This is a genomic window from Pleomorphomonas sp. PLEO, assembly GCF_041320595.1.
Taxonomy (GTDB): domain Bacteria; phylum Pseudomonadota; class Alphaproteobacteria; order Rhizobiales; family Pleomorphomonadaceae; genus Pleomorphomonas.
On sequence record NZ_CP166625.1, the window covers coordinates 925,594 to 946,239 of the forward strand.

General features: G+C 63.0%; 23 protein-coding genes and 1 tRNA gene. 14 read left to right on the top strand and 10 right to left on the bottom strand.

Annotated elements, in window-relative coordinates:
• Positions 1-14: 14 nt before the first annotated feature.
• From cpaB to AB6N07_RS04065, 3 genes are all read right to left on the bottom strand, one after another.
• Positions 15-809, bottom strand: coding sequence for a Flp pilus assembly protein CpaB (gene cpaB / locus AB6N07_RS04055; protein WP_370676530.1), 795 nt, complete (start codon positions 807-809; stop codon positions 15-17).
• 151 nt (positions 810-960) lie between these two features.
• Complete coding sequence (locus AB6N07_RS04060; RefSeq protein ID WP_370676531.1) at positions 961-1,473, bottom strand: prepilin peptidase; 513 nt, start codon at positions 1,471-1,473, stop codon at positions 961-963.
• A 226-nt stretch (positions 1,474-1,699) separates the two neighbouring features.
• Positions 1,700-1,873 (bottom strand): Flp family type IVb pilin, encoded by a 174-nt coding sequence (locus tag AB6N07_RS04065; protein ID WP_370676532.1) that lies wholly within the window; start codon positions 1,871-1,873, stop codon positions 1,700-1,702.
• Positions 1,874-2,283: 410 nt separating this feature from the next.
• Here AB6N07_RS04065 and AB6N07_RS04070 point away from each other — a divergent pair, with 410 nt between their 5' ends.
• The 4 genes from AB6N07_RS04070 (at position 2,284) to AB6N07_RS04085 (ending at position 5,822) form a co-directional block, all read left to right on the top strand.
• Positions 2,284-2,829, top strand: coding sequence for a pilus assembly protein N-terminal domain-containing protein (locus AB6N07_RS04070; RefSeq protein WP_370676533.1), 546 nt, complete (start codon positions 2,284-2,286; stop codon positions 2,827-2,829).
• An 82-nt stretch (positions 2,830-2,911) separates the two neighbouring features.
• Positions 2,912-3,481: a TadE/TadG family type IV pilus assembly protein gene (locus AB6N07_RS04075; RefSeq protein ID WP_370676534.1), complete on the top strand. Its 570-nt coding sequence runs from the start codon at positions 2,912-2,914 to the stop codon at positions 3,479-3,481.
• Positions 3,475-4,047, top strand: a complete 573-nt coding sequence (locus tag AB6N07_RS04080; RefSeq protein ID WP_370676535.1) for a TadE/TadG family type IV pilus assembly protein — start codon at positions 3,475-3,477, stop codon at positions 4,045-4,047. The genes AB6N07_RS04075 and AB6N07_RS04080 overlap by 7 nt, the downstream gene beginning before the upstream one ends.
• A gap of 143 nt (positions 4,048-4,190) precedes the next feature.
• Complete coding sequence (locus tag AB6N07_RS04085) at positions 4,191-5,822, top strand: hypothetical protein (protein WP_370676536.1); 1,632 nt, start codon at positions 4,191-4,193, stop codon at positions 5,820-5,822.
• A gap of 55 nt (positions 5,823-5,877) precedes the next feature.
• Here the strand turns inward: AB6N07_RS04085 and AB6N07_RS04090 are convergent, their stop codons facing one another.
• Both AB6N07_RS04090 and AB6N07_RS04095 read right to left on the bottom strand, forming a co-directional pair.
• Positions 5,878-6,387 (bottom strand): TIGR02281 family clan AA aspartic protease, encoded by a 510-nt coding sequence (locus tag AB6N07_RS04090; protein ID WP_370676537.1) that lies wholly within the window; start codon positions 6,385-6,387, stop codon positions 5,878-5,880.
• Between the two features lie 83 nt (positions 6,388-6,470).
• Complete coding sequence (locus tag AB6N07_RS04095; protein WP_370676538.1) at positions 6,471-7,628, bottom strand: amidohydrolase; 1,158 nt, start codon at positions 7,626-7,628, stop codon at positions 6,471-6,473.
• Positions 7,629-7,816: 188 nt separating this feature from the next.
• Here AB6N07_RS04095 and AB6N07_RS04100 point away from each other — a divergent pair, with 188 nt between their 5' ends.
• Complete coding sequence (locus tag AB6N07_RS04100; protein ID WP_370676539.1) at positions 7,817-8,404, top strand: CAP domain-containing protein; 588 nt, start codon at positions 7,817-7,819, stop codon at positions 8,402-8,404.
• A gap of 25 nt (positions 8,405-8,429) precedes the next feature.
• Here the strand turns inward: AB6N07_RS04100 and AB6N07_RS04105 are convergent, their stop codons facing one another.
• Positions 8,430-8,960, bottom strand: coding sequence for a response regulator (locus AB6N07_RS04105; protein ID WP_370676540.1), 531 nt, complete (start codon positions 8,958-8,960; stop codon positions 8,430-8,432).
• A gap of 155 nt (positions 8,961-9,115) precedes the next feature.
• Here AB6N07_RS04105 and AB6N07_RS04110 point away from each other — a divergent pair.
• The 7 genes from AB6N07_RS04110 to AB6N07_RS04140 all read left to right on the top strand — a co-directional run bounded on the left by AB6N07_RS04110 (position 9,116) and on the right by AB6N07_RS04140 (position 16,063).
• Positions 9,116-9,201, top strand: a tRNA-Leu gene (locus tag AB6N07_RS04110).
• Positions 9,202-9,346: 145 nt separating this feature from the next.
• Entirely contained in the window at positions 9,347-10,120 is a 774-nt protein-coding gene (locus AB6N07_RS04115) for a GntR family transcriptional regulator (RefSeq protein WP_370676541.1), read from the top strand.
• Positions 10,121-10,225: 105 nt separating this feature from the next.
• Positions 10,226-11,749, top strand: a complete 1,524-nt coding sequence (locus tag AB6N07_RS04120; RefSeq protein ID WP_370676542.1) for a putative N-acetylmannosamine-6-phosphate 2-epimerase — start codon at positions 10,226-10,228, stop codon at positions 11,747-11,749.
• Between the two features lie 18 nt (positions 11,750-11,767).
• Positions 11,768-13,087 carry a sugar ABC transporter substrate-binding protein gene (locus AB6N07_RS04125; RefSeq protein ID WP_370676543.1) on the top strand — a complete coding sequence of 440 codons (1,320 nt, stop codon included), beginning with the start codon at positions 11,768-11,770 and terminating at the stop codon, positions 13,085-13,087.
• A gap of 162 nt (positions 13,088-13,249) precedes the next feature.
• Positions 13,250-14,119, top strand: coding sequence for a carbohydrate ABC transporter permease (locus AB6N07_RS04130; protein ID WP_370676544.1), 870 nt, complete (start codon positions 13,250-13,252; stop codon positions 14,117-14,119).
• Positions 14,116-14,949 carry a carbohydrate ABC transporter permease gene (locus tag AB6N07_RS04135; protein WP_370676545.1) on the top strand — a complete coding sequence of 278 codons (834 nt, stop codon included), beginning with the start codon at positions 14,116-14,118 and terminating at the stop codon, positions 14,947-14,949. Before AB6N07_RS04130 ends, AB6N07_RS04135 begins: the two co-directional genes overlap by 4 nt.
• Before the next feature lie 40 nt (positions 14,950-14,989).
• Complete coding sequence (locus tag AB6N07_RS04140) at positions 14,990-16,063, top strand: ABC transporter ATP-binding protein (RefSeq protein WP_370676546.1); 1,074 nt, start codon at positions 14,990-14,992, stop codon at positions 16,061-16,063.
• A gap of 33 nt (positions 16,064-16,096) precedes the next feature.
• Here the strand turns inward: AB6N07_RS04140 and AB6N07_RS04145 are convergent, their stop codons facing one another.
• Complete coding sequence (locus AB6N07_RS04145) at positions 16,097-16,678, bottom strand: cytochrome b (RefSeq protein WP_370676547.1); 582 nt, start codon at positions 16,676-16,678, stop codon at positions 16,097-16,099.
• Positions 16,679-16,945: 267 nt separating this feature from the next.
• Here AB6N07_RS04145 and AB6N07_RS04150 point away from each other — a divergent pair, with 267 nt between their 5' ends.
• Complete coding sequence (locus tag AB6N07_RS04150; RefSeq protein ID WP_370676548.1) at positions 16,946-17,221, top strand: DUF3329 domain-containing protein; 276 nt, start codon at positions 16,946-16,948, stop codon at positions 17,219-17,221.
• Positions 17,222-17,290: 69 nt separating this feature from the next.
• The gene (gene msrB / locus AB6N07_RS04155; protein WP_370676549.1) at positions 17,291-17,695 is read left to right on the top strand and encodes a peptide-methionine (R)-S-oxide reductase MsrB; all 405 of its coding nucleotides are present in this window, start codon (positions 17,291-17,293) and stop codon (positions 17,693-17,695) included.
• A 40-nt stretch (positions 17,696-17,735) separates the two neighbouring features.
• Here the strand turns inward: msrB and ppa are convergent, their stop codons facing one another.
• The 3 genes from ppa to AB6N07_RS04170 form a co-directional block, all read right to left on the bottom strand.
• A complete protein-coding gene (gene ppa, locus AB6N07_RS04160; RefSeq protein WP_370676550.1) occupies positions 17,736-18,281 on the bottom strand; it encodes an inorganic diphosphatase in 546 nt (181 codons plus the stop codon).
• 106 nt (positions 18,282-18,387) lie between these two features.
• Positions 18,388-18,909 (bottom strand): N-acetyltransferase family protein, encoded by a 522-nt coding sequence (locus AB6N07_RS04165; RefSeq protein WP_370676551.1) that lies wholly within the window; start codon positions 18,907-18,909, stop codon positions 18,388-18,390.
• Positions 18,910-18,987: 78 nt separating this feature from the next.
• Entirely contained in the window at positions 18,988-20,556 is a 1,569-nt protein-coding gene (locus tag AB6N07_RS04170) for a L,D-transpeptidase family protein (protein WP_370676552.1), read from the bottom strand.
• Positions 20,557-20,646: the final 90 nt, after the last annotated feature.

A 20,646-nucleotide genomic window follows, 5' to 3' on the forward strand; every position in this document is an offset into this window, starting at 1 on the left:
TCGGGACGCTTGGTTCATGGCGCTTGCTGAGCCGTGACGCGAGAGACGACGCCGAATTTCACGACGGCGACACCGGTGGGTTTGCGCTGGCGGGCGGCGGGCTGGTCGTTGTCGACAAGAGGGCGCAACGCCAATGAAATCGAGCCGATCTGCTGAGCCTGGGTGACAAGCTCAGTCTGGTCGGGCGTGAGCTCCAGCGTTGCCGTGTTCTGCGCCACCATGGAGGGCTGTTTGTCGTCGCCGGTCTGCTGCACCGACTGATCGATGGCGAGTATCCTTATGTCTGTCAGGATGGTCTCGGCCACCGCTTCGTTTGCATCCTTCTGGCGCACCAGCAGGATGTCGACGCGGTCTTCCGGCAGGATGAACCCACCGGCCGTCGAGGCGGCGTTGACGCGTACCGCTACGGCCCGCATGCCCTCGGGCAGGACGGCCGACAGGAAGCCGCGGTCGGATCGCACCAGCTTGGCCTTGCGGATTGGCTCGCCGGCCAGGATGGGGTTGCGTACCAACATGCCCTTGAGCTCACTGACGGCGTCTGGTTGGCTCGTTCGCTGAATATACCCCTCGTTCAGCCCATCCTTCGGCCAAGGCTTCCAGACGAGGTTCTCGACGTCGACGTTCTTGCCGATACCGATATCCTTGGAAGCAACGAGCACATCCTCGAGGTCCATCGGCGGTGTAGCCGGTTGGGCGGCGACCTGTTGCGGCGCCTCCGGTGCATGGGTGCCGATCCGGGTCGCGATGAGACCGGCGCCGGCGGCAGCGCCGACGGCGACGAGCAGAATGACCAGTTGGATCGGGCGCATGATGTTGCCTCGTGACCTGGGACGACGAGTGTTTCACTCAACGTCCGAGTACACGTGGTAACGCTGAATTTATGGTTAATAAGGTGTTGGAAATCGTGTCGGTTTGTATCGGCCATTCAGCAACGATCAGCAATTGGCCGCCGCTGTGGATTCATATCCTAGCGAGGATGACGAACCATTGCGTATCGGGAAAAACAGAGAGCGCAGCGGCGGCGAGCGCCACACCGTAGGGAACGCCGGCGCCCTTTTCGTGCAGCCGAAGCGCCGGGGGCCAGCCGAGTAGGAAGCCGGGCAGCGGCACTGAGCGGAATGCCAGCACGGTGAGCGATAGCGCACCACCGAATAGAGCTGTCAGCACCAAGAAGGGGAGGGCCTGTTCGACCCCGAGCCACAGCGCAATGGCTGAGGCAAGCTTGGCGTCGCCGCCGCCGAGGAAACCAAAGGAAAACAGGATAAACGTAACTGCCAAAACGCCCACACCTACCAGAGCATGAATGCCGATCCCTGCGAGCGATACACCTGTTAGAAGTGCCGTCGCTAGGAAGGCAATGGCGAGCGCTGCCGGGAAGCGGTTTGGAATCTGCATGGTCAGGAGATCGTAAGAGGCGGCTACCGTGACCACGACAGGAAAGATAGCAACAAAAAGGGTCGCGACGATCGGCAAGGGCTCTCTCCGGGACGCCTTCAGGCATGAAGCACACTGACCGACGCTAGCCGAGCGCGGTAAACGGCGTCTGAATGACAAGCCATGATGGCCTAAAAACATAAAGGGAGGCCATGATGGCCTCCCCTTTTGGAACCGACTTAAGCAGGTCCGCGCCAGAGGCACGCATCCGGCCTCGCCCGCGGCTTCCGGTGGGAAGCAGCCGCGCGGATCTTCCGCCTGGGTCTCAGGTGGCGTTCTTCATCTTGCCGGCAATCGAGTTGAAGGTGCCGCTGATGTTATTGCCGAGTGTGCCTGCGGCGGTGATGATCGCGACGGCAATCAGCGAGGCGATCAGGCCGTATTCGATGGCGGTAGCGCCGGACTCGTCCTTCAGGAAACGCGAAACGAGAGCCTTCATTTGAGGTACTCCTAAGCTCACTAATCTGACAGCACAGGTTCGAAGGTCTAATTTCGCCTGACCCGTCTGAACCGAGGTCAATCTAGGCCGCGAGCTGTTGCTGCCGAGTTAAGGCGATCGATGAAAGGCGGCCCTATCCGCAAAAATCGCTAGATGGTTAAAGTTAACTGAATGCACAGGCAAAAAACGCTTCCTTTACCTCCCTATCAACCGGAGGCGAGCCCCTAATGGCCCTCAAAACTGCTTTTTCTTCAGAATAACGGCGGTTATCGGCATGGGTATTTTGGGAGGGCACTCTACCACACCGATCCTGTCGCCAGGCTGGAATGCGAAGGAGTGCGATAGCGTTGGCGCTTTATTTACCAACACCGGTGATGATCGCGGTGAACAGATGGTTACCGGAGCGTCCCATGTCCACGAGGCTCGTTCGTTCGGCTCTACTGGCTGCGGTCCTTGTCGGACCGATCGCCGCAGCCTTCATGGCTGCTCCTAGCCACGCCGCCGACATGGTGAAAGTCGAGCTCGATCAGGCCAAGATCTATCGGCTGGCGGCTCCGGCGAGTACCATCGTGATCGGCAACCCTTCCATCGCTGACGCAACGCTGCAGGACTCGCAGACACTTATCGTAACCGGACGCGCCTACGGCCAGACCAACCTCATCGTGCTCGATGAGCAGGGCGAGACCATTACCGACGTGCAGCTCGCCGTGCTCGCGGCGTCGGAAAATTTCGTCACGGTCTACAAGGGCGCCAAGCGACTGTCGCTCAGCTGCCTGCCGGAATGCCAGCCGACGGCGGTTCCCGGCGATGATGCAGAGCATTTTTCGGGCATTCTTGGCCAAGTTTCTCAGCACAATGGTGCTGGTAGCGGTAGTCCGGCCACGGCCTCTACCGGCGCCGCCGCGGCCAGCGGCACAAATGCCTCGTCTCAAGCCGCCGCTCCGAGCAGCCAGTAGAATAAGGGTGGCTACACCGCTTGGTAAGGTGTTCGGAGCAAACTCGGCCTTGCGAGCCAACTCGCCGCGGGGGGAAGTTCTATTGCGCCCGACCTGGCCTTTCCATCGTTCAAGTCCGCCTGTTACGCCGGACGAAGCGCAGCATTGCGCGCGGCTTCTTGGCGATCGCCGCGGCGCGGTGGCGATGGAGTTCGCCATCGTTTCGATTCCGTTCTTCTTGCTGCTGTTCGCCATCTTGGAGATGGCGTTGATGTTTTTTATCGGGCAAGTGCTTGATACCGCCACCGTGTCGGCATCCCGTCTGATCCGAACCGGCGAGGCCAAGGCCCAGTCGCTAACCCAGGACCAATTCAAAGCCAATATCTGCACTGGCATGGTCAATCTTGTGGAATGCAGCACGCGACTTTATGTCGACGTCCAGTCCTATTCGAGCTTTGGCGCCTACACGCCGACCAGTCCGCTCGACAAGGACGGCAATATCACCTCTACAAAATATACCAATGGCAACAAGAGCGAGATCATCGTCGTCCGCAGCTTCTACGCTTGGCCCGTCCTGTTCAATCTCTTGGCTCGCAGTCTCACCAAGTTGTCCAACGGGGATCAACTGCTCAGCAGCGTCGTTGCTTTCCAGACGGAACCTTTCCCATGGTAGCAAGGCTCCCGGCAATGGATCTTTTCCGACGTTTCGTGACGGAGCGCGGCGGCGTATCGGCTGTGGAGTTCGCGGTGATCCTGCCGGTGATGCTGGTGATCTACGCTGGCTGTGGCGAGTTGACGACAGCTCTCATTCTCGATCGCAAAGTCAGCCGGGCCGCCAGCACCATTTCTGATCTTGTTGCCCAACAGACCTCGGTCAGCACGACCTTGATGAGCGGCATCTTCGACGCGACATCGGCCATCATGGAGCCTTACGATTCTTCTGTGGCCAAAGTGGTGATCGTCGTTGTCGACGTCACGTCTTCCGGACAGAAGGTCGCTTGGTCGAAGTCGCGCAATGACACAGCTGCGACAGCCGGTGCGGCACCGCCCACCGGACTTACGGTTCCGAGCACCATAGCCTCGGTCGGCGACGAGGTGGTCGTCGGACGGGTTACCTATGCCTACAGCTCGCCCTTCGCCAGCTTCATGCAGAGCATTACCGGCAGCACGACCTACAATCTCAGCCACGTCTTCTACCTGAAGCCTCGGCAGGGAACGACGATCGCTTTCACCAGCTAGCCAGTGGAAACGGTGTGGAGTTCTTGGGGCGAACCGGCATTGGCCAAAACGTGGACGGCGTTAATTAACGGGCCGGCAACGCGGGGCTGTTAAGGTGGCTGTCTGTCAGTACGTCTGGCGCCCTTCCTGAGAGATTGCGTTCCGTGGCATCCCCGGCGTTCCACATCTCCACGATCCTGAGGCCGTCGGTACTCGCCTTCGGCGCGGTGCTCGTAGCCCTTTTCACGATTACCAGCGCCGTCCGTACTCAAGACGACGAGCGTTACCTCGAACGGCGATATGCCGATGTGGGCAAGATCCTGTCGGCTGCGATCGACCCTCGCTTTCAAAACAAGGCCGATGAAATTACCCGAGTGGCGGAACGGCTTGTGGTAATCGGCGCCATCCGGGGCGGTGTCCTCTACGACAGTTCCGGGCATGAGCAGCAAGTGTTCGGGGAGCGCATCGAAGCAAGCTTCACCTCGGTGATGCGTACCGGACATACGGTGTTTCGTCCGGCCGGTAGCAGCAAGGCCGATTTCTACTATCCGCCCGAGGTGTCTCTCACCCCTTTCCACATCTTCCTGCGCGTCGATGTCGGCGAGATCACCAGTCTCGAGACTGTCCGCGACGATCGTGCCGTTACTATCGCTCTCGGCGGGGCGACAGCAGCGGCGGCGATTACCGAGATGGTCATGATGCTGATGGTCTGGTGGCCGCTGCGTCGCCTCCGGACGGTGGTCGAGGCCATGTTGCAAGATCCCGCTTCCGCGGATCGCGATCAACCGCTCAAGGCGTGGGGCGGCGAGGTTGGCAGGCTGACCTTCGCCTTCGAATGCCTGCGGTCCATGTTGGCCGATGTTTGGCGGACTCGGGTCACGGTTGCCGACACCATCATCGAGTCGTCGCCCTTCGCAGTGCTCCAGGTCAATGGCGACGGTCATCCATTCTTTGCCAATTCCACGTGTGCCCGCCTGTTTGGACGCGACATCCTCAGAACCAATGAAGTGTCGCCGCTGGTGTTGCGCGACGTGGCGAATGGAGCACGCCATAGCCTCAAGACCTACATCGAGGCCCACAAGAGCGGAATCAGACCAGTCGAGTTTCCCACGCCGAACGGCCAGAAGCAGGCATTGATGGCCTCTTTGGTGCTGGGAACCGAAACCCGTGCGCCGGTCAACGTTCTGGTCGGCGTCGATATCAGTACGCTGTATGGCGAGCGGATCGCGGCGGAGACGGCACTCAAGGCGGGTATGGAAGAAGTCTCCCGAGCTGCGACGCGCAGCTTTGAGTACAAGCAGATGCTGGAAGCCTGTCTTGCGCTGATGGGCGGTGGCAAAAAGAGCCAGGAGCACGTGGAGATCGCCTCCTTCGTGCAAGAGTGGCTCGACGCGGCGACGGAGGCGGGGGCGGTACAGGTTTCCGGGATCGACGGCGAGGATCCGGAGGTGTCTGGCGGCACCGATAATCTGCGCGCGGTCGCGCGCTTTGCCGCCTTTGTCGCATATACGCAGGTGGGCAGTTTGCCGGTCGACATGAAGATCGACGTTCGCGGCATCGACTTCGAAACCGCCGGCCTGCAGGTGCAAGCGCGTGCCGCCGCGGGTGGGACCAAAGGCGCCTGCGTTGCCGATACCAATTTGGCGCTGGCCGCCCTTAAGGCCGCTGTTGCCCGCGTGAGCGGCCAGCTCTCGGAGATTGAAAAGGATGAGAGTGGTGCCGTCATTGTGCGCGTTATTCTGCGCGGTGCCGCCGAGCGCATGCAGACCGGGATGAAGGCGAAATCCGCCGACTGACGACCGCCCCGTCAGGCATCGGGCTCCTGGTGACTGGGAGCCTCCGGATGTGTCGTTACTGGCTCAACACCAGGCGCCCATTCTCAATGGAAAAGGCCTTGAGGCGGTTGAGAAAGCTCATCCCCAGCAGGTTGGTGGCGAGTTGCTTGTCGGAGAGCACGAGGGCATCGACGTCGGTCACCCGGATGCCGCCGACCTCGATTTCCTGGAGCCGTACCCGCGCGGCCTCCGCGACGCCGCCAGCGGTCGATACTTTCGCCGTATAGTCGCCCGGAAGGACGATCAGGCCGGCTGTTCGTGCGTCGGAAGCGCGCAGCGCTACCAGCGTCGCGCCGGTGTCGGCGAGCATGGTCAGCGGCCGTCCGTTGACGCGACCGTTGAAAATGAAGTGGCCGCGGTTGTCGGCGGCGATCTCCGCCCTCCCGAGCATGGCCGCCGGCTTCGGCACAGCAACGGGCGCAGGGGCTTCGCTCACAGGCGACATGTCGGCAAGCCGTTGCAATTCCGGCGCAAAGAAGCCGATGACCACCGTCGCGGCCAGTACCAATCCAAGCAGACGGAGCATCGTTTCCTCCGCGCGGCCGTATTGGCCGCTCGGACAAGGTAGAAGGCTACGGTTCCCAAAGCCTTAAGTTGGGGATTTAGCGGTTAGTCGACCGCGGCGAGGCTTGCCTTGGCCAGGGCGGTCCAGACGGCGGCGCCGGGGGCGATCGCCTCATCGGCGAAATCATAGGCCGGGTGGTGGAGGCCGGCCGACGGACCATTGCCCATGAAGAAATAGGCGCCGGGCACGCGCTCGAGATAGTAGGAAAAATCCTCGGCCGCCATCAATGGCGCTCCAGCTCGGTCGATCGCACTGCTGCCGAACAGTTCTTCCACGACATCGCCAACCCGCGCGGCGGCCGCGGCGTGGTTGACCGTCACCGGATAACCGCGCTCGTAGGCGACGTTCGCCTCGGCGCCAAAGGTGGTGGCGACCGCTTTTGCGATATGGCCGACCGATGCCTCGAGTTCTTCCCGGACCCTTCCGTTGAGCGCGCGGACGGTGCCCGAGAGGCGGGCGGTCTGTGGAATGACATTATCGGTATTGCCGGCGTGAAAGGTCGTCACCGATACGACGCCCGAGGCGAGCGGGTCGGTGTTGCGCGCCACAATCGACTGAAGAGCCGTCACCAGCTGGGCACCGACGAGAATGGGATCGATCGTCTCGTGTGGGCGCGCTGCGTGGCCGCCTCGGCCGAGAATGTCGATATAGAAACGGTCGGTCGATGCCATGATGGCGCCGGGGCGTACGGCAAAGCGCCCCACCGGCAGGCCCGGCAAGTTGTGTATGCCGTAGATCTCGTCGACGGGGAAGCGTTCGAACAAGCCGTCGTCGATCATTGCCCGAGCACCGGCGCCACCTTCCTCGGCCGGCTGGAAGACGAAGACGACGGTGCCGGCAAAGTCGCGATCGGCGGCAAGGCGGCGAGCGGCGGCAAGTAGCGTTGCCGTGTGGCCATCGTGGCCGCAGGCATGCATGGCGCCCGGTTTTTCGGAGGTCCAAGGTGCGCCGGTGATCTCCTCGATGGGCAAGGCGTCCATGTCGGCGCGCAGCGCGACGGCGCGGTTGCCTGGACGGCCCCGGAGCACGCCAACGACGCCGCTGCCGCCGATGCCGGTCACCACCTCGTCAAGGCCGAAAGCGGTGAGCTTTTGGGCTACGAAGGCGGATGTCTCGTCGAGGGCGTAAAGCAGTTCGGGACGGCGATGCAGATCGCGGCGCCAGAGCACGGCTTCCCCGGCGATCTCTTCAAGGGCGGACAAGGCTGACCTCTCTACGGACAATTGCGGAGGAATTTCAGCCTAGCATGCCCACAATGGCGAAAGCGAGGGCCAATCGCCACTGTCCGTTATGGCCAAAGTTTGCCGAAATTTAACCACCCATTCGTGTTCTTGGTGGCAAATCCACCTGCCGGTCGGCTCAGCTGATCGTGCCATCATGGAGATACCCCGTGTCCGGACGCGCTTTCGCCCTTCTGCCGCTTTGCGCGGTATTCTTTCTCGCCGCCTGTCAGAGTGCGCCGCCCCCGCCGCCCAAGCCGAGCTTCTACGAGGATCTCGCCTCGCCGACGGCGCACCTTGATGAGAGCAAGGCGCAGTCCATGCTCAACCAGTACCGTGCCCAGTCGGGTATCGCGCCGCTGACGCTCGATCCGCGCCTCAACCGTATTGCCCAGGATTACGCGAAGAAGATGGCGGCGGCTGACAAGATGGGCCACGACGTCGACGGTCACTCGCTGCTTGGTACCCGTCTCAAGAGCTATGGGTATCAGTTCTCAAATGCGGGCGAGAACGTGGCGGCCGGCTATCACACGCTCGCCGAGGCCTTCTCCGGCTGGCGGCAGTCGCCACCGCACGATCGCGGCATGAAGGACCCGGAGATGAGCCTTATGGGCATCGCCACGGCCTATAATCCGAATTCCAAGTACAAGGTGTTCTGGTGCTTGATCTTCGCTCACCCGCCGGTGGTGACCGCTGACGGTACGCTGATGGGCGCCACAGGCGGCCTGACGCCGGCGACTTCGCTGACGATCAGGTAAGCAAATCGCGGCGCTGCCGGCCGGCTCAGGCCTCGGCGGCGCCATCCCCCTTGCCCGAGAAGGCCGTCGTGAGCGCTGCGTAGAGCTCACGCGGCGTGAAGGGTTTGCGCAAGGTTGCCGTGGCGCGCAAATCGGTCGGAATGCGAGCCGAGGCGCTGACCATGACGACGGGCGGCAATCCGCCGGCAAAGCGAGCTTCTAGTGCGTCGAGCACATCGGTCGCGGTCTCGGCGCGTAGCGTCCAGTCGACGATCACCACATCCGGCCGGCATGTGGCAACGACGGCCTGCGCTTCGGCGCTGCCGCCGGCCTCAAAGACGTCGACCTCGAAGGATTCGAGAATGCTCGCCATCAGCATGCGAGCGATCGGGCTGTCGTCGACGACAAGCGCTATCGGTCGGCTTTCGTTGGCGGTCGCGTCGTCGCCCTCACCGCTCGGCGCTGGGGCAGAGCTCCGCCGTCCGAGAAGGTGGCCGACCAGGCGACGGCCGCCGATGATCGCCTGGGCGCCGCCGGGGCCGGCGAACGGAGAGGCTGGGGACGATCGCATGGGCATGGACGGTTTCCTGGCAAAATGATCAATGGACAATACCTGGCGGACCTTTCCGCCGTCTTAAGCGAAGTCGCCCCCGCAAAAAGCTCTTCGAAAATCGATCTTTCTCCAATCGCCCGTTGACGACGAACTGCCGACCGATATATTCCGCCTCCGCTGCCCCAGTGGCGAAATGGTAGACGCGGCAGACTCAAAATCTGTTGTTCGCGAGAACGTGCTGGTTCGAGTCCGGCCTGGGGCACCACCTTATTCTTCCGCACTCTTTGCTCGCGTCCTCCTTGGGGATCATTGGCCTGGGAACACGCGACGCCCGTGAAGCTCTCGGCTTGTTTCTCTTTCGGTTCTGAACTGCTACATCGGGCGGACCCAATCGCGATAACCCGTCGATCATGTCAGACCCAGCGCCAAGCCAGTCCTCGCTTATTGTTTTTCTCCGCGTTGCCCTCGGTCGGCATACCAGCGGTGTCATTTACCGCGACCTTGCGGCGGGGCTGCGGCAGGCGATCACCGAGGGGGTGCTTGGCATTGGCGATGTTCTGCCCGGCGAGCGGGATTTCGCCGAGGCGATCTCCGTCTCCCGCACCTCGGTGCGCAAAGCCATTGAGGCGCTGGTCGGCGACGGCGTGCTGATTCGCCGCCATGGTGCACGCACCGCCGTGGCCGAGCGCGTCGAAAAACCGCTATCGGCGCTGACCTCCTTCTCGGAGGACATGCGCTCGCGCGGCATCGAGCCTGGCATGACCTGGATCAGCCGCGAGGTCGGATCTGCCTCGCCGGCCGAAATCATGGCGTTGCACCTGTCGATGGGGGCTCGCGTCTGCCGCCTCAAACGCCTCAGGACCGGCGACGGCATGCCGATGGCCATCGAGCACGCCGTGGTGCCGGCCGACGTCCTTGACGACCCTGAGGTGGTCACCGGTTCGCTCTACGACGTGCTTGCCGAGCGGCATCGCAGGCCCGTCAGGGCGTTGCAACGCCTGCGCGCCGCCGTGGCAGGTGCCGAGGAAGGCCGTCTGCTCCATCTTGAGATCGGCGCGCCGCTCTTGGTCGCCGAACGCCGCTGTTTCACCGCCGATGGCACGCCGGTGGAGTTCACGCGCACTTACTATTGCGGTGAGCGCTACGACTTCCTCGTGGAGTTGCGCGCGCAGGAGGTGGTGTGATCACTTTGATACCAGTTGAGCAAATTATAGGCCTTTAGTCCAAACTGGTTGCTGACTGGTCTCTACGCTGCTACTACTATCTCAGTGAACAGCAGCGAGGAAACCGTGTCCGACTGCCTCAAGCGCTTTGCCTCATCGCTCGTCGTTTCCTGTCAGCCGGTGCCTGAGGGGCCGCTCGACCACCCCGATCAGGTGGTTGGTTTTGCGCTGGCAGCGCTGGCCTCCGGTGGTCGAGGCCTTCGCATCGAAGGGATCGCCAATCTCAAGGCCGTCAGAGCGGCGACGGATGCGCCGATCATCGGGCTCATCAAGCGAGATCTTGATACCTCACCCATCCGAATCACGCCCTTCCTCGACGACGTCGCGGCGCTTGCGGATGCCGGCGCCGACATCATCGCCTTCGACGCGACCGACCGCGTCCGTCCGGTCGCCGTCGCCGAGCTTTGCAAAGCCGTGCACGCCTACGGCAAGCTTGCCATGGCCGATATCTCGAATATCGAGGAAGCGAAGGCGGCGGTCGCGCTCGGCGTCGATGTCGTCGGTACCACCATGTCCGGCTACACCGGTGGCCCGGAACCGTCCGATCCAGATTTTCCGCTGCTTGCCGCCGCCGTTCGGCTCGGGCGCCCGGTGATTGCCGAGGGGCGTATCCGTGTGCCGGAGCAGGCGGCGGAGGCGATCCGGCTCGGCGCGCATGGTGTCGTCGTCGGTTCGGCCATCACCCGTCCCGAGCACATCACCCATTGGTTCGCCGATGCCATCAGCGCGGCGCGCGCGGCGTCTGCCCAGCCGGCGCTGGCCTTCGACCTCGGCGGTACTAAAACGCTGGTTGCGTTGGTGGATGGCGACCGCGTCATCGAGGTCAGCGAACGGACCACCGACCGCCACCTTGATCCCTCCGATTGGTGCGATGCCATCGCCGAACTGGCCGCTCCCTGGCGCGGTCGCTACGGTGCCATCGGTGGCGCTGTGACCGGCGTCGTGCATGGCGGCCGCTGGTCGGCGCTCAATCCGGGTACACTGGCGGTATCCACAGGTTATCCACTGGCCGACGCACTGATGAGCCGCTTCGGCCAACCAGTGGTGCTCCATAACGACGCTCAGGCTGCAGCCTGGGGCGAATACCGTTTTGGTGCCGGCGCCGGCCGCGACCTCCTGTTCGTGACCGTCTCCACAGGTATCGGTGGCGGCGCCGTCATCGGCGGTCGGTTGCTCACCGGTCGGGGCGGTGTCGCCGGCTCGGTCGGCCTCACTCAGGAAACGACGGGCGTTCCGCTCGAAACGCTGGCGAGCGGCCGCTTCCTGGCCGAAGCGGCCACAGCACTCGGTCATGCCGTTGACGCGCCGGCCGTCTTCGCCGCCGCTGCGCGTGGCGATGAGTGGGCGACCGCCATCGTCGATCGTTCGGCCGATGTCGTGGCGCGGCTCTTTGAGAACCTGCAACTGCTGTTCGATCCGGCCGTCATGGTCGTGGGTGGCGGCGTCGGCCTCGCCGATGGCTACCGCGAGCGCCTTGAGGCGCGACTGGCGCATTTGCCGCCACATCTGAAGCCCGAGATCCGCGCCGCGGCTCTCGGAAAATCCGCTGGCGTGATCGGCGCCGCCGATCTCGCCCGTCGCACATTATAAAAATCCAAGGGGACACAAATGACGCGACTGAAAACCCTTCTGACCAGTGCCGCCCTGTTCGCGGCGCTGGGAGTAACCGGGGCCATGGCTGAGGTGACCGTGCTCGGATGGCCGGGTGGGCCGGAAGAAGCTGGTCTGCGCAAGGCGGCCGATGCTTACAACACCACGGCATCCGATGCCGACAAGGTGAAGCTGATTTTCTTCAATCGCGATGGCTTCTTCGACAAGCTGGCCGCCGACCTAGCCGCCGGCTCGACCGACTTCGACGTCAACCTTCTCGCCACCTACGCGCTCGGCCGCTACACGCCGTTCATGGACCCGATCACCCTGCCGGACGCGTCCAAGGCGACCTTCCCCGAGAAGGTGCTGGCCACGATGCAGTATGAAGGCAAGCAGTACGGCATCCCGACGGACCTGTCGCTGCACTTCATGTACTACCGCACCGACCTCATCGAGAAGCTGCTCTCCGACGCCGACTGGAAAGCCAAATACGGCGAGATCTCAGAGAAGTATCTCGGCAAGAAGCTTGAGCCCAAGGACCCGGACGCCTGGACCTGGGACGACTGGATGGCAACAGCGCTGTTCTTCACCAAGTCGATCAACTCCGACAGCCCGACCCGCTATGGCACGGTCCTTCAGATGAAGAACCTGTTGTTCAACATGATGGTCTGGCATTCGGCCGCTCGCGCTCAGGGTGGCGACTGGATGAACGACAAGGGTGAGATCACTGTCGACAGCCCCGCCTTCCGCACGGCGCTCGACATCTACAAGAAGCTCTACGACGACGGCACTTCGCCCAAGGATTCGACCACTTACGAGTTTGCCGAGGCCAACGCCGCCTTTGGTGCCGGCCAAGCGGCGACCATGCTGCAGTGGAACGCCGCTTTCGGTGACCTCGATAACAAGGAAAAGACGCCGGCCGTGGCCGGCAAGATCGGTACCGTTGCGCCGCCCGCCGGACCGGAGGGTCGCTTTACCCACATCCACGGCCTTGGTCTTGGCATCAACAAGGCCTCCAAGAACAAGGACGGCGCGGTCAAGTTCCTGAATTGGCTGGGTACGCCCGATGCCATGGAGATCTACGCCAAGGCCGGCGGTTCGCCGGCGCTCAGCGACGCCGTGGTGGCCAAGGTCAGTGCCGAGCGACCCGATCTCGTCAAGCTCGGCCAGTATGCCGGCTCCTACGGCTTCGTCATGCACGGCGGCACGGCGGCCAAAGCGTTGCAGGTCTATGAGCTGCAGGCCAAGGAGTTCACCGCCTACTGGTCCGGCGGCAAGTCGCTGGACGACGCGCTCGCCGCTACCAAGAGCGGCATGGCCGACCTCCTGAAGCCCTGATCGTCCGGACGGCGGCGGCCTGACCGCCGCTGTTCCACTCCTGGCGGATTGCGGTAGTTTAGTTGAGCCAGCAGCGCCGCGCCGCTATCCCGCGCGCCGATCCCCCCGGCCGGCGCGCGGGACCCTTTTTAACGTCGCCGATCTTCCGAGGACGAGACCCGTATGCCGCGGACTTCCCGTTTCGAGGGGCGCCTTCTGATCGCCCCGCTCACGGCCTTCCTGATCGCCCTTCTGGGGTTCCCGCTTGTTCTCGACATCATCTATTCGGTTTCTCGTGTCGGTTTCGAGAACATCCGCGCGCCCGAACTGATCGGCTTCTCCAACTATGCCAAGGCGGTTGCTGATCCGGAGTTCTGGGCCGCCGCCTGGTTCTCGTTGCGCTTCGGGCTGATCGTTGCCGTCATCCAGGTGGTCGCCGGTCTGGGGCTCGCGGTGTTCCTGGCCCCGTTGTTTGCCAAGCGGCCCTGGCTGATCGCCTTTCTGATGCTGCCGATGATGGTGGCGCCGGCGCTGGTCGGCTTGATGTACCGACTGATCCTGCATGAGTTCGTCGGCGCGGTGCCCTATTATCTCCTTGAATGGTATGGCGATTTTCCGGCCTTTCTCGGCCGCGATTGGGCTTTCACGACACTGGTCACCATCGAGACGCTGCAGTGGACGCCGTTCGCTCTGCTGATCCTGCATTCGTCCTACGCGGCGGTTTCGCCGGATATTCGCGAGGCGGCATCGCTGGACGGTGCGCGCGGACGGCGGCTGTTCCTCAACATCGACCTGCCACTGATGATGCCGGCCATCGGCATCACCTTCTTTCTTCGCTTCATCGATAGCTTCAGGGTGTTCGACAATCTCTACACCCTGGTTGGCCCCGGTGCCGGTGGCTCCACCACATCGATGAGCATCTATATCTATCAGGCCTTCTTCAAGGTCGGTGATATCGGCCTTGCCGTCGCTGCCTCGATGCTGCTGCTGGCTGCCTCCTTCGTGGTGTTGTGGGTGATCAATGGGCTGACGGCCAGAAAGGCGCCGCTATGAGAAAGCTCCTCGTCAACGCCCTGCGCTGGCTGGTGTTCGCCGCCGCCGTCATCATCCTGAACTTCCCGGTGATCGCCACGCTGGTGACCTCGCTGAAGAGCGAGGCGGAGATCATGACCAACGCCTCGCTGATCATCGAGGCGCCGACGCTCGACAACTATGCCGCCGTGTTCGCCATGGCCGACCGCTTCGACATCCTGCATTTCCTGACGAACAGTCTCGTGGCTTCGTTGATCGGCTCGGTGCTTGCCATTTTCCTGGCCTTTCCCGCCGCCTATGCCATGGCTCGCTTCGGGGTCGGGCGGAGCTGGCTGCTGCCGCTTGCCGTCAATCTCCGGGCGGTGCCGCTGATCATCTTCGCCATTCCGATCTACCTGATGTACCAGCAGGTCGGTCTGCTCGACACGCGGTTCGGCCTTGCCCTCATCCTCTGTCTCGTCAACGTGCCGCTGGTTCTGGTGCTGTTCGCTTCGTCTATCGCCGACTTGCCGCTGGAGATCGAGGAGGCCGGCCGCGTCGATGGTGCCGGCACGCTGCGGCTTCTCATCTATGTGGTGGCGCCGATGTCGCTCAACGTCATCGCTGCGTCGTCCGTGCTGGCCTTCATCTATTCCTGGAACGAGTTCCTGTTTGGGCTGATGTTGACGACCAACAACGCGACGCCGGTGTCGGTTGGCGCTTCCTTCTTCTTCGCGGCCTCCGGTGGAGGCGTGCGCTGGGGTGTCGCCGCCGCCGTGATGATCCTGGCGACGCTGCCGCCCCTCGTCCTTGGCCTGTTGATGTATCGCCAGATCGGCCGGTCGATGACCGCCGGTGCCGTCAAGGGCTGATCCCAAAGCTTCAATGCCTCGAAATTCCGGGAAAACGACCATGGCCGAGATCGAGTTCAAGTCCGTCGCCAAATCCTTCGGCAAAGTTGGCGTCATTGCCGGCCTCGATCTCAAGGTCGACGATGGCGAATTCATCGTTTTCGTCGGGCCATCCGGCTGTGGCAAATCGACGGCGCTCAGGATGATCGCCGGCCTTGAGGAAACGACTTCGGGCGATATCCGGATAGCCGGCCGCTCCATGACAGGTCTCGCGCCGTCGGACCGCAATGTCGCCATGGTGTTCCAGAGCTACGCGCTCTATCCGCACATGACGGTCGCCGGCAATATCGGCTTTCCGCTGAAAATGGCCGGGCGGCCGGCCGCCGAGATCGCCGCGCAGGTGCGGGAGGCGGCCGACATTCTCGACCTCGGTCCCTACCTCGATCGTCGGCCGGCCCAACTGTCCGGCGGCCAGCGCCAGCGCGTTGCCTTGGGGCGCGCCATCGTCCGCCATCCCGACGTCTTCCTGTTCGACGAGCCGCTATCCAACCTCGACGCCGATCTCCGCGTGTCGATGCGCGGCGAGATCATGCGCCTGCGCGAACGCATCCGCGCCACCATGATCTATGTGACGCACGACCAGACCGAGGCGATGACCATGGGCGACCGCATCGCGGTCTTCGCGCCCCTCAAAGACGGCCATGCCCGCAACCTGATGCAGGTCGGCAAACCGGAGGAGCTTTACGAGCGGCCGGCCAATCTGTTCGTCGCCCGCTTCCTCGGTTCGCCGAAAATGAACCTGATCGAGCTTGATCAGGGGCAGGCGCCGGCTTTCGGCAACCTGGAACTCGGAGCGCGCCCAACGGGTCACGAGGGCACGCTCCTTCTTGGTGTTCGCCCAGAGGATATCCGTCTGGCCGAGGCCGGCGCTCCGGGGCTGGCTGGTCGCATACGGTTGGTGGAGGCGCTAGGGGCCGAATATTATGTCCACGTCGAGACCCAAGCCGGTGAACTCATCGTGCGCGTCATGGACAAGCACCTTCGCCCCGCCCCGGACGACACCGTGGCGTTGCAGCCGGCGCCCGGCTCCTTCCACCTGTTCGACAAGGCGACAGGCATCCGTATTGGCGCCTGACGGGGCGTCATCGCGGGTCGGATAGGAGGGGGGCTATTTGGGTCTGGCCATCGGCGCCGGCCGGCCACGCAGCATGCGCGATAGCGTGTCTTCTCGCCAGACAAAGGCGTGGGCGAGAGCCATGACGATATGGCCAGCGACCAGCACGAGCAATGCCCAGCCGAGGAGGCCGTGGAGCGCGCTGGCCGGTTCCACCAACGCCGGGATACGTTCGCTGGCTCCGGCAAAGATCTGAGTGTTGAAAACCGTAAGGCCACGGCCGCTGCCGTAGGCTCTCAGCGTGGCAAGCAGTGGCACAGCCAGCATCAGCAGATAGAGCGCCAGATGCCCCAAACGGGCCGCGGTGCCGAGAAGGCCGGTGGGGTGGGCTGGCCGGTTGCCAAGATTGATCAACGCCCAGATGCCGCGCAGGACGACGGCCACCAGCAACAGGAAGCCGACTGACATGTGCCAGGGCCAGAAGAAACGCGTGAGGGGCATTTCCCGGTCGACAGCATGCAGGGAGGCTGAGAGGAACTGCCAGGCGAACAATGCGGCCATCAGCCAATGAAGAGCGCGGCTGACAGGGCCGTAGCCGTCGGGGTGGTCAAACAGCGTGGATTGGTTGTTCGTCAAGGCATCGGCTCCTGTCATCCAGCGGAAGGTCGTCGAATTACGCAAATATGCGTAGGTCACTGAATGGCAGTCGGAATTCGGCAATCCCATGGCGCACGCTGTCGACAGGTCTCAAAACTCCGTGAAGCGGAGCGCTGGGGGCCACGGTAAATCGGGCGAGACCTCAAGGTTGCCTCTCAAGATGGCTTCCTTTAAATTTTGGGAAGATGCGGGATCTGGCGCTATGATGGAGGGCGCCACCGGATCTGACCGGTGGCAGGAGGACTCATGAAGCGCGTTTCCGATCTAAATCACCCCTTCTATCGACCACTTTGGCGTCGCGTGACGCTGGTCGCCGTTACCGGGCTCTGGGCGAGTTACGAGAATTTCGTGACCAAAGACCCGATGTGGATGGTGCTGACCGCCGGCATATTCGTCTATGCCGCCTGGGTTTTCCTCATCAAATGGGTCGATCCCGAGGATAAACCGGCGGAAATCACCAGCGCTGCGAGCGACAAGCCGCTTGTTGTCGAGCAAAACGACGAGACCGTCGACCGGCGCTGACTTGCGATCTATATTAAGGGTTCCCACGTAGAGGGCGACATTCGCCGAGGCCGCTTACGGGAGTCCGCCATGACCGCAGAAACTTTTCCCTTCACCCGGACCGACGAAGAGTGGCGGCGCCTGCTCACGGATGAGCAATATCGCATCATGCGCGGCCACGGCACCGAGGCGCCCGGCAGTTGCTCGCTTCTATACGAGAAGCGGCGCGGAGCGTTCCATTGTGCCGGATGCGATACCCCGCTGTTCGCCTCGAACGACAAGTTCGAGAGCGGCACCGGCTGGCCAAGCTTCAACGATCCGGAACCGGGTTCCGTCGAGACGACGGTCGATCGCAGTCATTTCATGGTGCGAACCGAGGTGCACTGCGCCAATTGCGGCTCGCACCTCGGCCATGTGTTCGACGACGGTCCGCCACCGACCGGTCTGCGCTATTGCATCAACGGCCTAGCGCTGGCTTTCCGGCCATCCGACTGACGATGGCGGCGACTGAGTATCGGTCACCGCCTTTTTCTTGTCAGACGTCGATGTTGGCGCCAGGTTTGCCCTTGGCAATCGCCGCGAGGATCAACTCTCCCGCTTCATCGACGCCGCCCCAGCCGGTCACCTTCACCCATTTGCCGGGCTCGAGATCCTTGTAGTGCTCGAAGAAGTGCTCGATCTGCTGAACGGTGATTTCGGGCAGGTCCTGGATCGTCCTGATCTTTGAATAGCGCGTGGTCAGCTTGGTCGAGGGAACGGCGATGATCTTCTCATCGTGGCCGCTCTCGTCTTCCATCTTGAGGACGCCGATCGGCCGGCAGTTCATGATGGCGCCCGGCACGATGGCGCGGGTGTTGACCACCATGACGTCGATCGGGTCGCCGTCGTCCGACAGGGTATGCGGAACGAAGCCGTAGTTTCCGGGATAATGCATCGCCGTGTAGAGGAAGCGGTCGACGTACATGGCGCCGGCTGCCTTATCCATTTCGTACTTGATGGGTTCGCCACCGAGCGGCACCTCAATGATGACGTTGATGTCCTCGGGCGGGTTAATGCCGATGGGAACGGCGTCGATGCGCATGATTAATCCTTGAAAAGAAACAAAATCGCCAGCACGTGTTTATCCGTAATGGTGGGACGAAAGCAAGGCGACACAAGCAGCGGCGGATCGGCGGTCTGCCCTATTTTCAGCCGCGTCCGACCGGTGGCCAGGCGTAGACGGCGACCGGCACGAGACGGCCGGCGATCTTCTCGCTGGAACCGATCACTTCGTGCCCGCCGAGCTGCTCATAGAAGCCGACACCAATGGTATTGGCCGCGAGCACGCGCACCACAAGGCCATCGAGGCGCATGTCGGCGAGCGCGGCTCGCGCCTCTTCGAACAGCCTTCTGCCGAGGCCGACGCCGTGCATGTCCGGATGGAGATAAAGTTCGTAGATCTCGCCACGGAAGGGCAGGGCACGCATGCGGCTTGGGCCCATGGTCGCGTAGCCGACCACGCGACCTTCCACCTTGATGACCAGCATGGCGATATTGCGGGCGATGGCTTTGGCCCACCAGCGAGGCCCGCGACGTTCGATCATCCGCTCGAGTTCGACGCCGTCGAGAATTCCCCGATAGGCATAACGCCAAGCGGTGTCGTGGACAGCCGCTATTTCCGCGGCATCCTCTATAGCGGCGCGTTGAACGTCGATCGAAAGGGTGCTCATGGGGAAAGCTTAACTCGGTCCTCCCGGGAGCGGAAGACAAAAACGCCGCCGGCCGTCATCGCGGCCGGCGGCGATCGTTCAGAACCAGCTGCCGATGCGATCGAGGATGCTCTTGTCCTTCGCGGTCGTTACCGGATCGACAGCTGGCGCGGCGGTGAAGGATGGGCAGGGCGGCGTTCCGGCCGGAACCACCGCGCCTGGCGCGGCGCAAGCGACCTGAGGCGTAGCCGGCTGGGGGCCAAGTTGCGTCCCGCCCGCCGGCGTTGCCCGACCGGGTAGTGGCGGCATAGGAGCTGTGGATGCCGCCTCTGCCGGCAGGGCCGGGGTCGGGGCGGGGATAGGAGTGGCCGGCGGCGTCGGCAGTGCGCTGGGTGCCGCCGCCAACATCGGAATGGTCGGCGCGGGGGGGGCTTCTTTCTTTTCGTCGCCAGTAACGAAGGAGAACAGGCGGGAGATTGCGCCGCTACGCTCCTGCTCGACGGGCTCAGCCAATGCGACGGCATGGATCTGAGGTCCACGCGGGTCGGCGATCGGAACGGGTGCGCCGGTCGGCGGCACGATCACTGGTCCCACGGTGATGCCCGCGTCCGGGTTGGGCTGGGCACCCAACAGGCGGGCGATAGCGTTCGGGTTACGCTCAGCCTCGATACGGGCCGCCTCGGCGTCGGCCTTTGCCTTTTCCTCGTCGGCCTTGCGCTTCTCGGCGGCAAGCGCCACCTGGATGCGCTTGTCTTCCTCGGCCTTTCGGTCCTGCTCGAGCTTGGCGAACAGCACCTCGGCTTCGGCATAGTCGGCTTTGGCCCTGGTCTGAAGCGAGGCCACCAGTTCCTTCGGCTGTCCAAGATCGGCGGGACAGGCCGCGACCGTGTCGAGCGGTTGGGCCGGGTTGGCGTTGAAGACATACTGACGGCCGCAAACGTCCACCTTCGGTTCAAGGTGGGTCATCTCGAAGGTGTCGTAGCCCGGCTTCAGCATCTTCCAGAAGGGCATATTGGGGTCGTTCCAATGCTTGGCCATGTTCTTGCCGTCGAGGTGGAACGGGAAGGCCTGCAACTGGAAGGCTTTCTGGCCGCCGCGGAAGGCTTCTCGAGCCAGCGCGTAGATCTCCTGGATCTGCGGGTCGGTCATGGCGTAGCAGCCGCGCGACGAGCAGGAGCCATGCACCATCAGCGCCGTACCGGAGCGGCCGTTGGCCCGGTCATAGGCGTTGGGGAAGCCGGTATTGAAGGCGAGGTACCAGTCCGACTTGGGGTTCATCAGGCCTGGCGTGATGGGATAGAAACCTTCCGGCGCCTGCCTGTCGCCTTCCTTGACCTTCGGGCCGAGGTTGCCGGACCAGCGGCAGATATCATAACTCTTGAGCAGCGCGTAACGGCCGCTCGCATTCATCTTCCAGACCTCGAACTTGTTCTCTTCCTTGAAGATGCGCATCAGCACCGGCGAGGACAGTTTCATGTCGAGCTTCTGCATCTGCTCGATTGTCTTGGGCGAAACTGGCCGCTGGTCTTTGGGGCCGTAGCCATAACCGATTTCATCGGCCTGGCAGGCCGCCAGAAGCGCTGCGACACCAAGGGCGCAGGCAAGGCGCGCGAGGCGGCCGGCGATCGAAAGGCCTTGGGAGGGCGGGGTCGGGCAGAACGAGGTCATGCTCTCCGTTTCACTCATGGGCGCCGTGGCCGTCGTCCGGCGCTATCGGGCCGACCGGCTGCCCCCCGGCGCTGGACAGCATATCACGAA

Bases quoted from the DNA above. Each gene is read 5' to 3' on its own strand.
- AB6N07_RS04150 (WP_370676548.1), top strand. From the start codon at position 16,946: ATGAAGCGCGTTTCCGATCTAAATCACCCCTTCTATCGACCACTTTGG.
- AB6N07_RS04070 (WP_370676533.1), top strand. From the start codon at position 2,284: ATGTCCACGAGGCTCGTTCGTTCGGCTCTACTGGCTGCGGTCCTTGTC.
- AB6N07_RS04165 (WP_370676551.1), bottom strand. From the start codon at position 18,909: ATGAGCACCCTTTCGATCGACGTTCAACGCGCCGCTATAGAGGATGCC.
- AB6N07_RS04140 (WP_370676546.1), top strand. From the start codon at position 14,990: ATGGCCGAGATCGAGTTCAAGTCCGTCGCCAAATCCTTCGGCAAAGTT.
- AB6N07_RS04080 (WP_370676535.1), top strand. From the start codon at position 3,475: ATGGTAGCAAGGCTCCCGGCAATGGATCTTTTCCGACGTTTCGTGACG.
- AB6N07_RS04170 (WP_370676552.1), bottom strand. From the start codon at position 20,556: ATGACCTCGTTCTGCCCGACCCCGCCCTCCCAAGGCCTTTCGATCGCC.
- AB6N07_RS04105 (WP_370676540.1), bottom strand. From the start codon at position 8,960: ATGCCCATGCGATCGTCCCCAGCCTCTCCGTTCGCCGGCCCCGGCGGC.
- msrB (WP_370676549.1), top strand. From the start codon at position 17,291: ATGACCGCAGAAACTTTTCCCTTCACCCGGACCGACGAAGAGTGGCGG.
- AB6N07_RS04065 (WP_370676532.1), bottom strand. From the start codon at position 1,873: ATGAAGGCTCTCGTTTCGCGTTTCCTGAAGGACGAGTCCGGCGCTACC.
- AB6N07_RS04125 (WP_370676543.1), top strand. From the start codon at position 11,768: ATGACGCGACTGAAAACCCTTCTGACCAGTGCCGCCCTGTTCGCGGCG.
- ppa (WP_370676550.1), bottom strand. From the start codon at position 18,281: ATGCGCATCGACGCCGTTCCCATCGGCATTAACCCGCCCGAGGACATC.
- AB6N07_RS04130 (WP_370676544.1), top strand. From the start codon at position 13,250: ATGCCGCGGACTTCCCGTTTCGAGGGGCGCCTTCTGATCGCCCCGCTC.
- AB6N07_RS04115 (WP_370676541.1), top strand. From the start codon at position 9,347: ATGTCAGACCCAGCGCCAAGCCAGTCCTCGCTTATTGTTTTTCTCCGC.
- cpaB (WP_370676530.1), bottom strand. From the start codon at position 809: ATGCGCCCGATCCAACTGGTCATTCTGCTCGTCGCCGTCGGCGCTGCC.
- AB6N07_RS04135 (WP_370676545.1), top strand. From the start codon at position 14,116: ATGAGAAAGCTCCTCGTCAACGCCCTGCGCTGGCTGGTGTTCGCCGCC.
- AB6N07_RS04090 (WP_370676537.1), bottom strand. From the start codon at position 6,387: ATGCTCCGTCTGCTTGGATTGGTACTGGCCGCGACGGTGGTCATCGGC.